Source organism: Okibacterium sp. HSC-33S16 (assembly GCF_024171565.1).
Classification (GTDB): domain Bacteria; phylum Actinomycetota; class Actinomycetes; order Actinomycetales; family Microbacteriaceae; genus Mycetocola_A.
Genome location: NZ_JALJZZ010000004.1, coordinates 75,342 through 92,598 on the forward strand (window position 1 = coordinate 75,342; position 17,257 = coordinate 92,598).

General features: G+C 65.8%; 15 protein-coding genes. 14 read left to right on the plus strand and 1 reads right to left on the minus strand.

Annotation, left to right across the window (positions count from 1 at the left end; all coding sequences use genetic code 11):
• Window positions 1–11 precede the first annotated feature (11 nt).
• The 11 genes from L1277_RS10645 to L1277_RS10695 all read left to right on the plus strand — a co-directional run bounded on the left by L1277_RS10645 (window position 12) and on the right by L1277_RS10695 (window position 13,987).
• Window positions 12–521 carry a hypothetical protein gene (locus tag L1277_RS10645; RefSeq protein WP_253376366.1) on the plus strand — a complete coding sequence of 170 codons (510 nt, stop codon included), beginning with the start codon at window positions 12–14 and terminating at the stop codon, window positions 519–521.
• Between the two features lie 126 nt (window positions 522–647).
• Window positions 648–1,277, plus strand: a complete 630-nt coding sequence (locus L1277_RS10650) for a transcriptional regulator (protein ID WP_253376367.1) — start codon at window positions 648–650, stop codon at window positions 1,275–1,277.
• On the plus strand, window positions 1,274–2,533 hold the full coding sequence (locus L1277_RS10655) for an MFS transporter (RefSeq protein ID WP_253376368.1): 1,260 nt from the start codon (window positions 1,274–1,276) through the stop codon (window positions 2,531–2,533). The genes L1277_RS10650 and L1277_RS10655 overlap by 4 nt, the downstream gene beginning before the upstream one ends.
• A gap of 87 nt (window positions 2,534–2,620) precedes the next feature.
• A complete protein-coding gene (locus L1277_RS10660) occupies window positions 2,621–5,239 on the plus strand; it encodes a DNA polymerase III subunit gamma and tau (RefSeq protein ID WP_253376369.1) in 2,619 nt (872 codons plus the stop codon).
• Between the two features lie 6 nt (window positions 5,240–5,245).
• On the plus strand, window positions 5,246–5,845 hold the full coding sequence (gene recR, locus L1277_RS10665) for a recombination mediator RecR (protein WP_253376370.1): 600 nt from the start codon (window positions 5,246–5,248) through the stop codon (window positions 5,843–5,845).
• Between the two features lie 128 nt (window positions 5,846–5,973).
• Window positions 5,974–7,242 (plus strand): aspartate kinase, encoded by a 1,269-nt coding sequence (locus L1277_RS10670; protein WP_253376371.1) that lies wholly within the window; start codon window positions 5,974–5,976, stop codon window positions 7,240–7,242.
• Window positions 7,243–7,311: 69 nt separating this feature from the next.
• Window positions 7,312–8,376, plus strand: a complete 1,065-nt coding sequence (locus L1277_RS10675; protein ID WP_253376372.1) for an aspartate-semialdehyde dehydrogenase — start codon at window positions 7,312–7,314, stop codon at window positions 8,374–8,376.
• Window positions 8,377–8,475: 99 nt separating this feature from the next.
• A complete protein-coding gene (locus tag L1277_RS10680) occupies window positions 8,476–10,125 on the plus strand; it encodes a cell wall metabolism sensor histidine kinase WalK (protein WP_253376373.1) in 1,650 nt (549 codons plus the stop codon).
• Window positions 10,122–11,309, plus strand: coding sequence for a diguanylate cyclase (locus tag L1277_RS10685; protein WP_253376374.1), 1,188 nt, complete (start codon window positions 10,122–10,124; stop codon window positions 11,307–11,309). The genes L1277_RS10680 and L1277_RS10685 overlap by 4 nt, the downstream gene beginning before the upstream one ends.
• Entirely contained in the window at window positions 11,302–12,459 is a 1,158-nt protein-coding gene (locus L1277_RS15805; protein ID WP_253376375.1) for a diguanylate cyclase domain-containing protein, read from the plus strand. Before L1277_RS10685 ends, L1277_RS15805 begins: the two co-directional genes overlap by 8 nt.
• Window positions 12,460–12,508: 49 nt before the next feature.
• Window positions 12,509–13,987 carry a malate:quinone oxidoreductase gene (locus tag L1277_RS10695; RefSeq protein WP_253376376.1) on the plus strand — a complete coding sequence of 493 codons (1,479 nt, stop codon included), beginning with the start codon at window positions 12,509–12,511 and terminating at the stop codon, window positions 13,985–13,987.
• Here the strand turns inward: L1277_RS10695 and L1277_RS10700 are convergent.
• Window positions 13,984–14,286, minus strand: coding sequence for a hypothetical protein (locus L1277_RS10700; protein WP_253376377.1), 303 nt, complete (start codon window positions 14,284–14,286; stop codon window positions 13,984–13,986). The two genes, L1277_RS10695 and L1277_RS10700, sit on opposite strands and share 4 nt — an antisense overlap.
• A 332-nt stretch (window positions 14,287–14,618) precedes the next feature.
• On the opposite strand from L1277_RS10700, the gene L1277_RS15715 reads away from it, so the two are divergent.
• The 3 genes from L1277_RS15715 to L1277_RS10720 are packed head-to-tail and all read left to right on the plus strand — an operon-like array spanning window position 14,619 to window position 17,214.
• Window positions 14,619–15,206, plus strand: a complete 588-nt coding sequence (locus L1277_RS15715) for an acyltransferase (protein ID WP_308215093.1) — start codon at window positions 14,619–14,621, stop codon at window positions 15,204–15,206.
• Entirely contained in the window at window positions 15,203–16,417 is a 1,215-nt protein-coding gene (locus L1277_RS10715) for a glycosyltransferase (RefSeq protein WP_253376378.1), read from the plus strand. Before L1277_RS15715 ends, L1277_RS10715 begins: the two co-directional genes overlap by 4 nt.
• Window positions 16,414–17,214, plus strand: a complete 801-nt coding sequence (locus L1277_RS10720) for a polysaccharide pyruvyl transferase family protein (RefSeq protein ID WP_253376379.1) — start codon at window positions 16,414–16,416, stop codon at window positions 17,212–17,214. The genes L1277_RS10715 and L1277_RS10720 overlap by 4 nt, the downstream gene beginning before the upstream one ends.
• Window positions 17,215–17,257: the final 43 nt, after the last annotated feature.

Sequence of the window (17,257 nt, forward strand, 5' to 3'; positions counted from 1 at the left end):
GAGTCCGCTCCATGTCCAAGCTCACAAAAGTTCTGCTGACCCTGTTCGCCGCGTTCGCACTGCTCGTTGCTGGCGCGGCGCCAGCGCTGGCTGACCACAATGCCGGCGCCGACCTCGACGAGGGTGGCGATTGCTATTACGGAACCCTCCTGCCCGGTGGCCCGCCCGTAGACATTTCGACGACCAGGTACAAAGTGATCCGCTCCGGCAGCTCGCTGCTGGTCGCCTGCTACTTCTCACTGCCGAGTTTCATTCCCGTGCCCGATCCGTGTGACGGGTGCCCGGGCGACAACGAGGGCGACTGGACCGCTCCCACACGGCCGAACTTCGTGGTCGCGGAAAACAGCTGTCTTCCACCCGGTGCGCAAAGCCCAGGTGGTGATTGGCCGGGTGGTGACGGCGCGAGGACGACGGATGCGAAAGCGGTGTTCTACCGAACCCACGCCGTACTCACGTGTTACTGGGCCGATGATCCCACCGACGATCCCGGTGCGCCCGGCGGCCCGCCGCTGGCCGATTGAGCGTGATGAAAGGCGAATGACCGAGAGCGGATGCGCCGTCGCGGCAAGCGACGATGCATCCGCTTTTCTCTGCGATATTTCACAAGAACCATTGCACAACAGTTCTTGCGAAACTAATCTGAGGCCATGGACACCTCCGAAAAAGCCATCGCCGCCCTCACGGATCCCTCCGCGATGCGGGCGCTCGCGCATCCACTGCGGGTGCGACTCCTCGGTGAATTGCGAGTATCAGGGCCGCAGTCGGTGGGAATGCTGGCTGAGCTATTCGACGAAGCACCCGGGTCGATCAGTTACCACGTGGGAGTGCTGGCCCGTTCGGGCTTCGTAGCCGAGGCGCCGGAGAATGCTCGCGACGGCCGCGAGCGCTGGTGGAAAGCGGCGCAGACGCACACCCGTTACGAACCGAGTCAGCTCAACAGCGATCCGGACACTCGGGTGGCGAGCGCCGCGATGCGGCACACCTTCCTGCAGGCGCAGGCGAGGGAACTTGCCGAATACATCGACCTCGAGCCGACGCTGGAGCCGGAGTGGGTGGCGGCCGCGACGACCGGAGACACGGTGGCGTTCCTCACACCCGAGGAGTTGAGGGACATGGCCGATGAGCTCAACGCCTTCGCGCGCAAGTGGGAGTCGAAGAGTCGGCCAGACGCTCAGGGCGCGCGCCCCGCGCGGTTCATGTACAGCGCGTTCGTGCGGCCGCAGTACAGAAAAGCGGCAACGCCGGAGGCCGAAGGCGAAACAGGGTCCGACCAATGATCACCGCAGACACCGCACGTGAGAACCGGTCGCGTACTCCGCTGATCGGGCTGCTGGCCGCCGAGCTGATCTCGAAAGCGGGAAACGCGATCACCATGGTGGCCGTGCCGCTCTACGTCCTGGGCACGACCGGGTCTGCACTCGCGACCGGCGTTGCCGGGGTCTTCGCAACGGTGCCCGTCGTCGTCGGTGGTGCGCTCGGGGGAGCGGTGATCGACCGATTCGGCTATCGCACCTCGAGCATCCTGGCGGATCTGGCCAGTGGGGTGACCGTGCTGCTCATTCCGGTGTTCGCGCTCACCAGCGGGTTGCCGTTCTGGCTGCTGCTACTCCTCGTGTTCCTGAGCGGGCTACTCGACACCCCGGGGGACACCGCGAAGACCGTGCTGCTCCCGGAACTCGCGGAACGAAGCGGCACGGCGATCGCCCGTGCCGCTGGCGCGCAATCCGCCGTGCAGCGCAGCGCGTCGATGATCGGTGCGTCGACGGCGGGCATCCTGGTGGCGCTCGCCGGAGCGACGAACTCGCTGCTGGTCAACGCGGCGACCTTCGCGGTGTCGGCCGTGCTCATCGCCGTGTGCATCCCGCGCTCGGTGGCGCTGCCGCTGCGCCAGGATGGCGACGCACCGTACCTGCGGGAATTGGCTGACGGCATCCGTTTTCTATTGAAACAACCCCTGCTCCGCAATGTCGTGCTGCTGGTGATGGTCACCAACGCGATTGACATTGCGGGGGTGACGGTGATCAAACCCATCTTCGCGACCGCGCACTCGGATTCGGGATCGCTGCTCGGCTTCATGATCGGGTGTTTCGGTGCGGGCGCGCTGGCCGGTTCGGCGCTGTTTGCACTGTGGGGGCATCGGCTCGCCGGGCGGGCGTTCTTCGTCTGGTCGTTCTTCTTCGCGGGAGTGCCGCCGTACCTCGCCATGTTCCTGGACCTGCCGATCGCGGGAGTGCTGGTCGTGTTCGCGTTGTCCGGGCTATCTGCCGGTGCGATCAACCCGATGCTGTCGACCGCGATGTATGCGCTGACGCCGGTACCGATGCGCGCTCGAATCTTCGGTGCGACGACGGCCGGCGTGGCGGCGGCTATGCCGCTCGGCAGCTTTGTGGCCGGGCTCGCCATCGCCGGGGTCGGTTTCGCGCCGACGGTGCTGTTCTGTGCGGTGCTCTACGCGGTCCTGACGGTGATCCCGTTGTTCGGGTCGCGCTGGAAAGGTCTCGACGCGGCCAGGGCCGAGCCCGGCATCGGTTGAGCGGGCGCTGCGCACGGAACCTCCGCAGGAAGAGGTCACTGTGGAGAACCCCGGCTCGTTGTCAGCGGCGGCGACTACGATAAGTGGGTGGTTACCGCCCTGTATCGCCGTTACCGGCCAGAGTCCTTTGCCGAGCTGATCGGTCAATCTCAGGTGACCGATCCCCTGCGGACGGCGCTGCGCACCAACCGGGTGAATCACGCCTATCTCTTCAGCGGTCCGCGCGGCTGCGGCAAGACCACCTCCGCTCGCATCCTGGCGCGTTGCTTGAACTGTGTTGAGGGCCCGACCGACACCCCGTGTGGCGTCTGCCCCAGCTGTGTCGAACTCAGTCGTGATGGCGGCGGATCACTCGACGTGGTCGAAATCGACGCGGCAAGCCACAACGGTGTCGACGACGCCCGCGACCTCCGCGAGCGGGCCATCTTCGCCCCCGCGCGGGACCGATACAAGATTTTCATCCTCGACGAAGCCCACATGGTCACGCCCCAGGGGTTCAACGCACTGCTCAAGATCGTCGAAGAGCCACCGGAACACATCAAGTTCATTTTCGCGACGACCGAGCCAGACAAAGTCATCGGCACGATTCGCTCGCGTACCCACCATTACCCGTTCCGGCTCATCCCGCCCGCCCAGATGCTCGAGTATGTGCAGTCGCTGTGCGAGAGCGAAGGGGTGCACGTCGAGGCCGGTGTGCTCCCGCTCGTCGTGCGCGCGGGAGGTGGGTCAGCGCGAGACACCCTCTCACTGCTCGACCAGCTGATGGCCGGTTCCGAGGGCGACACCGTCGACTACGAGCGTGCCGTCGCGCTGCTCGGCTACACCCACTCCGCCCTCCTCGATGAAGTGATTGACGCGCTCGCCGCACGTGATGCCGGTGCTGCGTTCTCAGCCGTTGACCGCGTGATCCAGACCGGGCAGGATCCCCGGCGTTTCGTCGACGATCTGCTCGAACGGCTTCGTGACCTCATCGTCGTTGGTGCGACCGGTGCCGATGCGGCTGCGGTGCTTCGCGGCATCCCACAAGACGAACTCGACCACATGTCGGTGCAGGCGACGACCTTCGGCCAGGCAGAACTCAGCCGCACCGCTGACATCGTGAACACGGCGCTCAGCGAGATGACCGGTGCCACTTCGCCGAAGCTGCACCTCGAACTGATGGTGGCTCGCGTCCTCGTTCCGTCGATGGACGACTCAGCACGCGGCGCGCTCGCTCGGGTTGAGCGGCTCGAACGCCGCGTCGGCATGGGCGACAGCGTGCTTGCCCCTCCCGCCCAGCCCGGCCCACCGGTCGCAACTGCCCCAGCGCCGTCTGCGCAGCGCCGGGTCGACGAACCCGCCGAGCCGATGCCCAGCCGTTCGACGGCCCCGTCAGTCCCGGCTCCCGCCGCGACGCCGCCGGCCACGGCTACGCCGACTCCTGCGGCTGAGCCCGTTCGGGTTCGTCCGATCGGACCTGTGTCGCTGCAGCAGCTCAAGGACGCCTGGCCCGAGATTCTCGAGCGGGTTGCCAAGACCAAGCGTGCCTCCTGGCTCGTCGCGACGACCGCAACGATTCGCGGATTCAGTGACGACCATGTTCTCCGACTCGCCTTCCCCAGCCAGACGGACGTCGATGAGTTCAAGAAGCTCACCGCCGGTGACGGTGTGTCATCTCACGTTCGGCAGGCGATCCTCGATGTCCTCGGCGTGACGGTGAAGTTCATCGCCCAGGTGGCGCCTCCCGGCGACGGACCCGCCGGAGCGTCGGACGCACCGCCCGCCGCGCCGCCTGCACCGGCCGTCACTCCGGAGCGCCCGGTTTCCGATGCTCCGATCACCGCTCCCCGCGTCGAGGCAGCTCCGGCTGCCGCGGGTGTTGCCGGTTCCGGAACTCCCGGACCCGGCCCTGCGGCCGAGGCGCCTGCGGCGACACCCGCCTCCGGCAAGATGCCGCCGGCGTGGCCCACCGCCACGGCGGGAAGTGTCGGTCCGATCGGAGATGACCCCGAGTCGCGTGCCGCTCGCGATGCGATTCCGACCGAATGGGTTGTTCCCGGTGTGACGCCGGCGCCCGCACCAGCCACGTCGCCGGCGCCCGCACCAGCCGCGTCGCCGGCGCCCGCACCGGCCGCCGCTGCCCCGGCACCCGCTGCTCCCGTCGCCACGGTCGCCCCCGAGCGTCCGAGCGCACCGGCACAGATGTCGGCGCCGCTCGACGCCAACGGCGGATGGGCCGTGGTGCAGATTCCGAAGTCAGCACCGGTCGACGCGCCCAGCGACGTTCCCGCTGCGCCGGTTCCTCCGGCCGCTGCACCTGTCGCGCCCAACGCTGCACCTGCCGCACCCGCTGTGGTCGACCCGTCGCTGCCGAACGACAACGATGCACCGCCGCTCGACGACGAGCCGCCGTACCCCGACCCGTACGGTGACCCATACGCCGAACCGGTGGCCATCGGAAGCGTGACCGCCGCAATCGCCCCGGGCATCGCCCGGTCGAACGCGACGGCGCCCGTACCGGTCGCACCACAGCAGACGGCGCCCGCTGCAGCGCCACAGGGTGCCCCGACTCCGGCGCGGGCTCCCCAGCCGTCGACGCGCGTCGTCACCCCGGCGCACCCGAAAGCCAACTCTCGCTACGGGGAATCTGTGGTGCGCGAACTCCTCGGGGCCAGCTTCATCGAGGAGCAGCCCCACACACCAGCAACACGTTTCAACAGGGACTAGTCACACATGTATGAAGGAATAGTCCAGGAGCTGATCGATGAATTCGGCCGCCTCCCCGGGATCGGCCCGAAATCAGCCCAGCGCATTGCGTTCCACATCCTGCAGACGGAGACGTTCGACGTCACCCGGCTCGCCGAACTCCTCACCGAGGTGCGCGAGAAGGTGCACTTCTGCGAGATTTGCGGAAACGTCGCCGAACAGCCCACCTGCTCAATTTGCCGCGACCCACGCCGTAACCCGGCCAGCATTTGCGTGGTTGAAGAGGCGAAAGACGTTGTCGCCATCGAGCGCACCCGCGAATTCCGCGGCCTGTACCACGTGCTCGGCGGGGCGATCAGCCCGATCGACGGCGTCGGCCCCGACGACCTGCGCATCCGCCAGCTCATGCAGCGACTCGCCGACGGCGTCGTGCAGGAGGTCATCATCGCCACCGACCCCAACCTCGAAGGCGAAGCAACGGCCACCTACCTCAGCCGCCTGCTCACCGCGCTCGAGATCCGGGTCACCCGCCTGGCCTCCGGCCTGCCGGTCGGCGGCGACCTCGAATACGCCGACGAAGTCACCCTTGGCCGTGCGTTCGAAGGACGCACGGTCGTCTCCCGCTGATTTTCTCGAGAACGGATGCCGTCCCTCGCGCCGGCCTGACGGCATCCGTCACATAGCAGCCCCGGAATATCCGCGCCTTTAGAATGGACTATCGGGTATCACCCGGTCCACCCACCCCAGGAGTACACGTGAGCCTTATCGTGCAGAAGTTCGGCGGGTCCTCCGTCGCGGATGCCGAGAGCATCAAGCGCGTCGCCAAGCGCGTCGTCGAGACGCACAAGGCCGGGCACGAAGTCGTCGTCGTGGTCAGCGCCATGGGCGACACGACCGACGAACTGCTCGACCTGGCCGCCGCGGTCTCCCCGCTGCCGCCCGAACCGCGCGAGATGGACCTGCTCCTCTCCAGCGGGGAGCGCATCTCGATGTCACTGCTCGCCATGGCCATCAAGAACCTCGGCGTCGACTCCCGCTCATACACCGGCCTTCAGGCTGGCATGCGCACTGACAAGCACTATGGCTCGGCCCGCATCGTTGACGTTAACCCGGTGCGGGTGCGCAAAGCGCTCGACGCCGGCGCTGTCGTCATCGTCGCCGGTTTCCAGGGCTTCAACGACGAAACCGAAGACATCACCACACTTGGCCGCGGCGGTTCAGACACCACGGCCGTTGCGCTCGCTGCGGCGCTTAACGCTGAGGTGTGTGAAATCTATACGGATGTCGACGGCATCTTCACGTCTGACCCTCGCGTCGTTCCCCTGGCCCGCAAGATCGACACGATCACGAGCGAAGAGATGCTCGAGCTCGCCGCGAACGGCGCCAAGGTGCTCTACATCCGCGCTGTGGAGTATGCCCGTCGACACGGCGTCACCCTGCACGTACGATCATCGTTCAACAACAACGAGGGCACCCTCGTTTTCAACCCGAAAGAGGGCGAACAGATGGAACAGCCCATCGTCACCGGCGTCGCGATCGACCTCACCGAAGCCAAGATCACCGTCGTCGGTGTGCCTGACATCCCCGGTAAGGCCGCCCAGATCTTCAAGATCATCGCGGCCAAGGAAGCCAACGTCGACATCATCGTGCAGAACGTCTCGGCCGCAGCCACCGGCTTGACCGACATCTCGTTCACCCTCCCGCAGGATGAGGCACCGCAGGTCATCGCCGCGCTGCTCGAGAGCAAGGACGACGTCGGTTTCGAGTCGCTGCAGCACGACGACCAGATCGGCAAGCTCGTTCTCGTCGGCGCCGGCATGAAGGCCAACACCGGTGTCTCGGCCAAGCTCTTCGAGTCGCTGCACCTCGCCGGTATCAACATCGAGATGATTTCCACTAGTGAGATCCGTATTTCGGTGATTACCCGGGCCGACAACGTCAAGGAAGCCGCTCGTGTTGTGCACGCGGCCTTCGAACTCGACGCCGTTGAAGAGGCCGTCGTTCACGGTGGCACCGGCCGCTAACGCCATCCAGCACTACTGACAGCGCATCCCGTGAGTCGGGTGCGCACACCAGCACAGAAGGAAGCCAGCATGAGTAACGGAGTGAACGTCGGCGTCGTCGGCGCTACAGGACAGGTCGGCGCCGTGATGCGCACGCTGCTCGCCGAACGGGACTTCCCGATTGCGAGCATCCGTTTCTTCGCATCGGCACGGTCGGCCGGATCTACCCTGACCTTCCGCGGCGAGGAGATCGTTGTGGAAGACGCGGCAACCGCCGACCCGAGCGGCCTCGACATTGCCCTGTTCTCAGCCGGTGCAACGACGAGCCGTGCCCAGGCCGAGCGATTTGCTGCCGCGGGGGCACTCGTCATCGATAACTCAAGCGCCTGGCGGATGGACCCCGAGGTTCCGCTCGTCGTCTCAGAGGTCAACCCGCACGCCATCGACCAGGCCGTTAAGGGCATCGTCGCGAACCCGAACTGCACCACCATGGCGGCCATGCCGGTCATCAAGGTGCTGCATGAGGAAGCCGGGCTTGAGCGGCTCATCGTGAGCACCTACCAGGCGGTCTCCGGATCTGGCCTCGCCGGTGCCCGCGAACTCGCCTCGCAGATGCGCGCGGCTGTGGAAGACGAGAACCTGTTGAAGCTCGTTCATGACGGTTCCGCCGTCGCGATGCCGGAGCCCACCATCTACGCCCGGCCCATTGCCTTCGACGTGGTCCCGCTCGCGGGCTCGATCGTCGATGACGGCCAGTACGAAACCGACGAGGAAAAGAAGCTCCGCAACGAGAGTCGCAAGATCCTCGAGCTGCCCGAGCTTCTCGTGTCGGGTACCTGTGTCCGGGTCCCCGTGTTCACCGGCCACTCGCTGTCGATCAACGCCGAGTTTGCGCGCGACATCACGCCCGAACGCGCGATCGAGCTGCTCAGAGGCGCACCGGGCGTTCGCCTGGCCGAGATCCCCACGCCGCTCGAAGCCGCCGGTCAGGACCCGTCGTTCGTCGGACGTATCCGCGCCGACCAGAGCGCGCCCAAGAACAAGGGGCTCGCGCTGTTCATCTCGAACGACAACCTCCGCAAGGGCGCCGCACTCAACGCGGTTCAGATCGCTGAACTGGTTGCTGCGAAGCTCCGCGACACGGCCAACGCGTAACTCTCACACCGTCGAGCCTGCCGCGTCGAGTGCGCGGCAGGCTTGACGCAGTTGTGCCGGCGTCGGGGAGAACGGCGAGATATTGCTAGTCTCAACACCATGTCACTGCCCCTGACCGCGGTTTCGCCGTCGAGCCGTCTGCGCCTGGAGCGCTCGGTCTTTCTGTGGCAGCTGCTCCTCGCCGGTGCCGTCCTTTTGCTCGTGTGCATCGCACTCAGCATGGCTGGCGACATTTCACGCCCCGAGCTGTTCTTCCTCGGCGTTTCCGTCATCTTCGCGGCGACTGCCGGCGCCGGCGTCGTGCCGTGGGGCAGGCTGGGCAAGAACTGGACGATGATCATCCCGATCATCGACATCCTCGCGGTCGTCGCGCTGCGCGTGGCCGAACCGATGCTCGGCGCCGGCCTCTTCCTCATCTTCCCCGTGCTCTGGTTGGCGACCTACTTTGGCCTGTTCGGCGCCATAACGGGTCCGGTTTTGTCGACGGCCGCGCTGACCGCCGGCCTTCTCGTGATTGACAACCCCACTGCGGGCACCTGGATCATCGGTGTCCTCATCATTCCGGTCGTCCTGGTCTTCGTGTCAACAGCAACCTACGTCGGCACCCGCAAAACCCAGGCACAACGGGTGTTGCTTCGCCAGCAGGCGGAGTTGCTGGAGAGCGCCTTCGGTCGAGCACGACAGGATGAGCGCACGCTCGACCAGGTGATGAACACCGTGACCTTCGGCGTGGTTGCGCTCAACCGGTTCGGCCGACCCACCATCATCAACAGCGCGTACCGACGCTGGCTCGACGAGTTCGGCACACCCGCGTCGGCGTATTTCCCGGCGGTCGACTATCAGGAAGACGGCGTCACACCGTTTGAGCCCGGACAACGTCCACACGAACGGATGCTCCGGGGCGAGAGCTTCGACAACCTCATCGTCTGGTACGGCGAGCCCGGCCAGAAACGACTCGCGTTGGGCATGACAAGTCGGGCGCTCACCAACGCGGAAGGCCAACGTGAGGGCGCGGTTCTGGTTTCGCGGGACCTCACCTCCGAAATCGACGCAATCCGATCTCGTGATGACCTCGTCGCATCCGTTTCTCACGAACTTCGCACACCGCTCACCTCGATTCTCGGCTACCTCGAACTGACACTCGACGGTGATGCGCTCACCGAAACCGACCGTGGCTACGTCGATATCGCGCTCGCCAACGCCGACCGTTTGCTGTCGATCGTGAGCGACCTGCTGCTTGTCTCCCAGGAAGAACGCGTCGGCTTTCTGCTCAACTTCGCCCCCACCGACCTTGCTGTGCTCGCCAAACAATCGATCCAATCGCTCAAACCCGTCGCGGACGAACGCCGCATCTCGCTCTTGCTCACCTCGATCGGTTCGCCGGTTGTCTACGCGGACGAGTTCCGCGTGCGCCAGGTTATCGACAACCTGCTGTCGAACGCCGTCAAGTACAACCACTCGGGTGGGCGCGTGAGCGTCGCGGTCATCGGTGACGATGACGAGGTCGAGATCTTCATCTCCGACACCGGTCGCGGCATGACCCCCGATGAGCAAAGCAACCTCTTCCAGCGGTTCTACCGGGCCGAATCGGTGCGCAACTCGAGCATTCACGGCACCGGACTCGGCCTGGCGATCAGCCAGGAAATCATTCGAGCGCACGAGGGCGACATTCGCGTGTCGGCGTCGAGCCCGTCGGGGACCACCATGGTGATCACACTTCCCCGCGAGCAGGAGGAGGTCGACGAATGATCCGAACACTGCTGGGCGGCCTCATTTGTCTCAATCTGCCGACCCTGCTGCTCTCCAGCGGGCTCGTGGTGACGGTATGCGGCCTCATCTTCATCATCGGATCCGTCGCCCAGCACCATGACCGTGCGAGCCGACTCTGGTCAGCCGCGTTTACTTTCGGCATCCTCGCCATGGTGTCATTCGCCGTGTGGTCGGTTCTGCCGGACTCGCCCGCCATCATCGGCGTCGGGAACGGTTCGCTGACGCTGGCCATGGGATTAATTTGGAGCGGGTCCCGGGCATACAACGGCCGGCAACCGTTCGGCCTTCTCAGCTTCGCGGGGGCGCTGGTCGTGGCGATCCTTGCCTGGGTTGACGGCGAGAACGGCAGTTGGGCCGGAGGCCAGGCCTTCCTGATCGGGGTCGCGGTCTTCGCAGCGCTTGCCGGTGTCGAAGCTTTTTCCGGGCGGATGCGACGCAGCATCAACGCGCACATCCTTGCGGTGGTCATGTGCGCCGTTGGCGTATTTTTCGCGATCCGTGCCGTGGTGTTCGCGATCAGCGGCCCGTACAGTGATGTGTTCCTCGGCTACCTCGACACCGACATCACCACGTTCGTCACCGTGCTTTTCGTGGTTACGGCATCGACATCGATGAACGTGCTCCGCACCGAGGGCACGTCCCCGCGGGGCAGTCGAACGGTTGACGTTGAGCAGTGGGAACACTTCAGGCCACGCGAGAGCTTCGCCAACGAGGTGAACGACAGACTTGAACGCCTGGCTCGATCGGGGGCGCCCGGCGTTCTCGCCCGCGTCGAGATCGACAACCTCGCGGAGATGAACACGGCGTTCGGCCGTTCGTTCAGTGACTCGGCCATGACTCTCGTCGGCGCCATCCTCCGCGATGAAGTGAGCGCATCCGCGGTTCTCGGGCATTCGGGAGGAGCAGGGTTCGACGCACTGCTCTTCGGCGATCTCGACAGCGCGCTCGACTGTGCCAAGCGAGTGCGAGCAGCACTTGTCGATATGCCCATCGACGTGTCGCAGGGCCTCCGGGTGAGCGTGACGATTGCGCTTGCCGTTCCGGAATCGGGGGAGAAGTTCGCGGCCCTGTCCGAGCGAGCCGCAGGACTCGTCGCTGACGGGCACGCGGCTGGCGGCAACCTCATCGTCGGCCACCCGGAGGAGGACGCCGCCCGTGTATGACGACCTCATTGTGCTGAGCGCTGCCGTAGTCCTGCCGATTGCCACGCTTGCACTGCTCAATGTCGCCATGGCGTCGAAGTCCCGACTGTTGCAGGCGTGGAGTTCACTGCACGTCTTCGCAGCGCTCGCGTCGATCGCCGCCGCATGCGTGTCCTGGGTCGGGGCAGACTCCCCGCTGCACATCGTCCCGAACCTCGCAGTCATTTGCGCCCTCGGCGGATTTTGGTCCGGGGCCCGGGTCTTCAACGGGCGCCGTCCGCGCCTCGTCATCGTCGCGATATTCGCGCTCGTCACCGGACTCGTGACGTACCTCGAGCGGCCCGAGTTCGGTGAATGGGGCGGTGCCTCCCTGGCGATGAGCGCCGTGATTCTGCTCGCTGTGGCCAGCGCCATCGAGTGTATGCGCGGCGAAGTCGGCGGCTATGTCAATGGCCGCATTCTCACCGTTGTCTGCCTGCTCGGGGCAGCGTGGCTGGCTGGCCGGCTCACCGCCTACCTGATCGCCGGCCCGAACGATCCGTTGTTCGAGCGATACTTCAACCCGACGGTCACCGTGCTGGTTGCCATCATGGCTTTCTCCTGCGCGGCACTGTGCACCGCCATGCTCGTCGCCGGGCGCATGGGCGGCTGGGCCGATCTTGGGCCGTCCGTTCCGACCTTCTCAATGGGCGTGCTGGACTGGGCCGCCTTCGTTCCCGGGGCGCGTGACCGGGTGACCCGGGTCCGTGCCCATGGAGACCATTCAGCGGTCCTGGTGCTCAAGATCAACGGGCTCGACGAAATCAACATCACCTACGGCACCGCCTTCGGTGATGACGTGATCCGCACGCTGGCCGCGTTCCTCCGCGAGCACCTCGCACCGACGACGCTCATTGGCCACCGTGGCGGTGGCCGCTTCGTCATCGTCGGCATCGCCTCCGACGAGCAGGAGGCCGAGCGACGCGCCTACGAGCTGCTCGACGGGCTCATTTCCGTCACGGTGGCGGGCAGGAAGGGCTTCCGCGTTGCGGTGAGCATCGGCGCGAGCGATTCCTTCACCGAGGAGCACACCTTCGATGAGCTCTACGCTGCTGCCGCTGCGGCGGTCGATCGAACTCGTCAGCCCGGGGGCAGCCGCGTGCAAACGTCGGCGTCCCGCCCGGCGGAGTGAACGCGTCGCACGAGTTCGGCGATGCTCAACGGACGCCTAAACTAGAGTAATGACCTCTTCCAGCCCGGTGGATGTTGCCCTTATCGGTGGCGGCATCATGAGCGCGACTCTCGCTTCCCTTATTCAGCAAATTCAACCCGACTGGAAGATCGTGATCTTCGAGCGACTGGGCGACGTTGCCGAGGAGAGCTCGAACCCCTGGAACAACGCCGGTACCGGGCACGCCGCGCTCTGCGAGCTCAACTACATGCCCGAGTCAAAGGATGGCTCAATTGACCCGTCCAAGGCAATCAGCATCAACGAGCAGTTCCAATTGAGCCGTCAGTTCTGGTCGTCGCTGGTACGTCGAGGCGTCCTGCGCGAGCCGAAGTCGTTTATCAACTCGACGCCGCACATGACCTTCGTTCGTGGTGAAAAAGACGTCAACTTCCTTCGCCGCCGCTACGAGGTGCTCAAGAAACAGCCGCTCTTTTCCGACATGGAGTACTCCGAAGACTCCCGCGTCATTCACCAGTGGGCACCGCTGCTCATGAAGAAGCGCCTCAAGGGTGAGCCGTTCGCGGCGACCCGCACCCCGTCGGGAACCGACGTGGACTTTGGTGCCCTGACCCACCAGCTGATCGAATCGGTAACGGATGCCGGTGCGCAGCTTCGTCTCAACACCGAGGTTCGCGGCCTGAAAAAGCAGAAGGACGGAAGCTGGCTCATTCGCCACCGTGAGCTGGTTGGTCGCACCCCGGGCGAGACCCGCGCGCGCTTTGTCTTCGTCGGTGCCGGCGGCTGGGCGCTCAAGCTCCTGCAGAAGTCAGGCATTCCCGAAATCAAGGGCTACGGTGTCTTCCCGATCTCCGGACAGTTCCTCCGCACAGACAACCCAGCCATCGTGGCCCAGCACAAGGCCAAGGTCTACAGCCAGGCCGCTGTCGGCGCCCCGCCCATGTCGGTTCCGCACCTCGACACCCGCGTTGTCGACGGCGAGGCCAGCCTGCTCTTCGGCCCGTACGCCGGATTCAGTCCGAAGTTCCTCAAGACGGGCTCACTCCTCGACATCGTGACGCAGGTGCGCCCGTCGAACCTGCTGCCCATGCTCGCGGTCGCCCGCGACAACCCCAGCTTGATGAAGTACCTCATCGGTGAGCTTCTCGCCAGCAAGAGCAAGAAGTTCTCGGCTCTGCGCACCTTCATGCCGACCGCGAACCCGAAGGACTGGTACCTCATCACGGCCGGCCAGCGTGCGCAGGTCATGAAGAAGGACGAGAAAAAGGGTGGCGTCCTGCAGTTTGGCACCGAGGTCATCGCGGCGGAGGACGGCAGCATCGCCGGCCTGCTTGGCGCGTCGCCCGGAGCGTCAACCGCCGTCCCAATCATGCTTGACGTTCTCAAGACCTGTTTCCCGAACGACTTCGCCCGCTGGGAGCCGACACTCACGAGCATGATCCCGAGCTACGGCGTCACGCTCAACGACAAGCCCGAGCGCGCCGACGAGGTCCTCTCGGCGACCGCTGCCGTTCTCGAACTGACCCGCTAATTCGACGCACACCCCGGTATCGCCGTGAGCGCGGTCAGCGCTCCGGCGTACCGGGCGTTCGCGGCGACGATGGCGCTCTCCGTGATGTCCATTGCGACGCCCCGGTCGAACCCCGCGAGGGCTCGATCCATGTCGTCGCGCGCGGCGGCTAACTCGCCGACGGCATCAGATACTGACTGTCGCGACGCCTGGCAATTCTCGAGCGCCTGGGCGGCTGCTGCAAGCTTGATGCTGAGCGCAGTGACCTCGCTCTCCAGGGCTACCTCGCGGCTGCGGGCCGTGAGCACCGATGTCGTCACGACGGCGGACAGAATAGCGGCCACCACGGCGGCGAACAGAAGCGTTCCGATCGAGACACGAAGGCGCGCCCGGCGCGACGCTCCGGGCCCCGTATCGTCACGAGCGCCGGGTTCGGCGACTCTTGTCGCCCGCGCAGAGCCAGGTAGCACGATCCGAGTCCCCCTCAGTTTTTCTCCCCTGCATACTTTCTCATAATGAGGCGGGTGCATGCGGCTCGGATGTTTCCGGCAGATCACATCCGTGCGAAACAAACGTGACAAATCCTCACGGCGCATTACTGTTGTACTGAGCACCTGCCCAGAGGCCGATCCGGTGCGCCGAAAGGAGGACCGTGAACGGCTTGACCGCCCTCACCGCACTGCAGCGCCTCCGCGATGCGGTGTTCAGTTGGACCGTAGGGCCGGGTTTCTATCGCTTCGGGCGCGGATCTCGCATCCTGCTCCCGTTTCGGGTGGCCCGCGGTGACAAGATCGCAATCGGGAAGGACTGCCTGATCGGGTCGAACTCATGGTTCATGATCCCGGTTGACGACTCGCCGACACCGACCATCGTGCTCGGCAATCGGGTCCGGATGAACCAGACCCAGATCTCCGCCGTTTCCAGCGTGGTCATCGACGACGGTGTCGCTATCGCTCGCGGCGTCTACATCTCTGACCACACCCACGGCTTTGACCAGCCCGATGTCTTCATTCGGGATCAGCCGCTCGACCGCATCGCACCGGTCCACATTGGGCGCGGCGCCTGGATCGGCCAGAACGCCATCATCATGCCCGGCGTCACGATTGGCGCCGGCGCCGTGGTCGGTGCCTTGAGCGTGGTGCGTGACGACGTTCCGGCCCGCACGGTCGTTGCCGGCATCCCGGCCCGGGTCATCCGCTCGTTGCCCGGGTCCGACGTTGTGACGGGATCTCACTCGTGAGCGATCCGCACGACGTGGTCTTCACCTTCAGTTATGAAACCTGGACGGATGCTGTCGCTCGCGGCATGATGCGTCCTCCCGACCGCCTGTTGTCACGATTGCTGGAAAGTCCGGCCGTGAACAAGCTGCTCGTGGCGAACCCGTTCCGGTGGCTGCCGTCGTACGCGCTGCGCACCCTGTCACGCTCGAGAACCCGGTTTCCGGGCTCGCCGACCCGGGTGCTGCACACGCCGCTCCGCCTCCACCGGGCGGATCGAGCGAACGTGAGCGCGGTTGTGCGCGACTATCGCGCCTATGATCGCTCGCTCGAGCGCGCCTCCGAGCGGCTCGGGCAGTCAGGCCCCGTGGTCATCTCGGCCAACCCGATCATCGCGGGATTCGCCCCGTTCGACTGGGCGGGCGGCGTGACCTTCTACGCTCGCGATGACTGGCTGAGCTCACCGGCCCGCCAGGAGTACTGGCACGCCTACCGTGAGGCGTACCGGCGGATTGCCGACCGGGGCGTCGGTGTTGTGGCCGTCTCGGAGCAGGTACTCGACCGAATCTCGCCCACCGGCCCGAGCGCCGTTGTGCCCAACGGTGTCGAACCGGCCGAGTGGGCAGGGCCCGTGCCGACTGAGCCGGCCTGGCTCGCCGCGATTCCTGGGCCACGGGCACTCTACGTCGGCACCCTCGACTCCCGACTCGACGTTGAGGGACTCGCCGCACTGGCCCGCCGCCGCCCCGACCTGTCGATCATTCTTTTGGGACCGCAACCCGAGCCCGGGTATCTGGCCGCGATCCGTGGCATCCGTTCGGTGTATGTGCATCCAAGCGTGGGCAGGGAGGAACTCGTCGCGGTGATGCGCAATGTCGACGTGTGCCTCCTGGCCCACCGCACCACTCCACTGACCGAGGCGATGAGTCCGCTCAAGGTCTACGAATACCTGGCAGCCGGTTGTCCGGTGCTCGCCATCGACCTGCCACCGGTGCGCCGCATATCGGAGCGTGTGCTGCTCACTGCAACGGTCGCCGACTTCACGGACCGGCTCGATGAGGCACTCGCGCTGGGGCCGGCGACTGAGGTCGACCGGCTGCGGTTCGTGGCCGACAACTCGTGGGAGTCCCGGCACCGAACAATCCTCGGCACCGCCTGGGCCTCGGCCGGCCTGAGCTTCCCGTCGTTCGCGCAGCCCCCGTTTCCTGCCGCTGAACCGAGAGGATCCCGATGAGCGTCGAGATCGTGCACTGGAACCCACGCCGCCCGGTGCTGCGAGGCCGTATCGGCAAGCTGGTGCCGGTCAAGCGTCCTGTCGGGAACTTCGGCGACCTGCTGGGGCCGATGATCGTCGAGCGAATGCGCGAGCGGCTCGGCCTCGACGTCGCAGTGGGGCTGCCCGACCATCGGCTGCTTTCCGTGGGGTCGATCCTGCAGTACGCCCGGAATAACGACGTGGTGTGGGGGAGTGGTATCAACGGCAAGGTGGATCCGCCGTGGGCGACGCTCGACACCCTCGACATTCGGGCGGTGCGCGGGCCGCTCACTCGACAGCGCCTGATCGAACACGGGTTCTCGGTTCCCGAGGTCTACGGCGACCCGGCGCTGCTGCTGCCCGAGCTGTTTCCTGAACTCACCGACTGGGCGCGCGAGCCCAAACGCTACCCGCTCACCATCGTGCCCAACCTGCACGACCTGGCCGAGCTGCGCGGGCGCGCCCACGTCCTCTCGCCGCGGGCGCCGGTCTGGAAAGTCCTCGAGCGCATCGCGCGCAGCGAGCTCGTGATCGGCTCGAGCCTGCACGGCGTCATCGTGGCAGAGGCGCTCGGTGTTCCGGCCCGGCTGGTCGCCCCGGCGCGGGAAAACCTGTTCAAGTATCGCGACTACTTCGAAGCCACCGGGCGGGACGTTCTTCCGCTCGTGTCGTCGGTCGATGCGGCGCGGGCCGTCGGCGGTGCGCCGGCCCCGCGGTGGAACCCTCAACCACTCCTGGACGCGTTCCCGGACGAGCTCTGGCCCCCTGTTCTCTAGCTGGCCCAGCGGCGTTCCGTGTCGAGCAGGTAAACGCGAGAGA

What these genes read in the sequence shown, in the direction of transcription:
- L1277_RS10645 (WP_253376366.1), top strand. Translation starts at nt 12, where the DNA reads ATGTCCAAGCTCACAAAAGTTCTGCTGACCCTGTTCGCCGCGTTCGCA.
- L1277_RS10650 (WP_253376367.1), top strand. Translation starts at nt 648, where the DNA reads ATGGACACCTCCGAAAAAGCCATCGCCGCCCTCACGGATCCCTCCGCG.
- L1277_RS10655 (WP_253376368.1), top strand. Translation starts at nt 1,274, where the DNA reads ATGATCACCGCAGACACCGCACGTGAGAACCGGTCGCGTACTCCGCTG.
- recR (WP_253376370.1), top strand. Translation starts at nt 5,246, where the DNA reads ATGTATGAAGGAATAGTCCAGGAGCTGATCGATGAATTCGGCCGCCTC.
- L1277_RS10675 (WP_253376372.1), top strand. Translation starts at nt 7,312, where the DNA reads ATGAGTAACGGAGTGAACGTCGGCGTCGTCGGCGCTACAGGACAGGTC.
- L1277_RS10680 (WP_253376373.1), top strand. Translation starts at nt 8,476, where the DNA reads ATGTCACTGCCCCTGACCGCGGTTTCGCCGTCGAGCCGTCTGCGCCTG.
- L1277_RS10685 (WP_253376374.1), top strand. Translation starts at nt 10,122, where the DNA reads ATGATCCGAACACTGCTGGGCGGCCTCATTTGTCTCAATCTGCCGACC.
- L1277_RS10695 (WP_253376376.1), top strand. Translation starts at nt 12,509, where the DNA reads ATGACCTCTTCCAGCCCGGTGGATGTTGCCCTTATCGGTGGCGGCATC.
- L1277_RS10720 (WP_253376379.1), top strand. Translation starts at nt 16,414, where the DNA reads ATGAGCGTCGAGATCGTGCACTGGAACCCACGCCGCCCGGTGCTGCGA.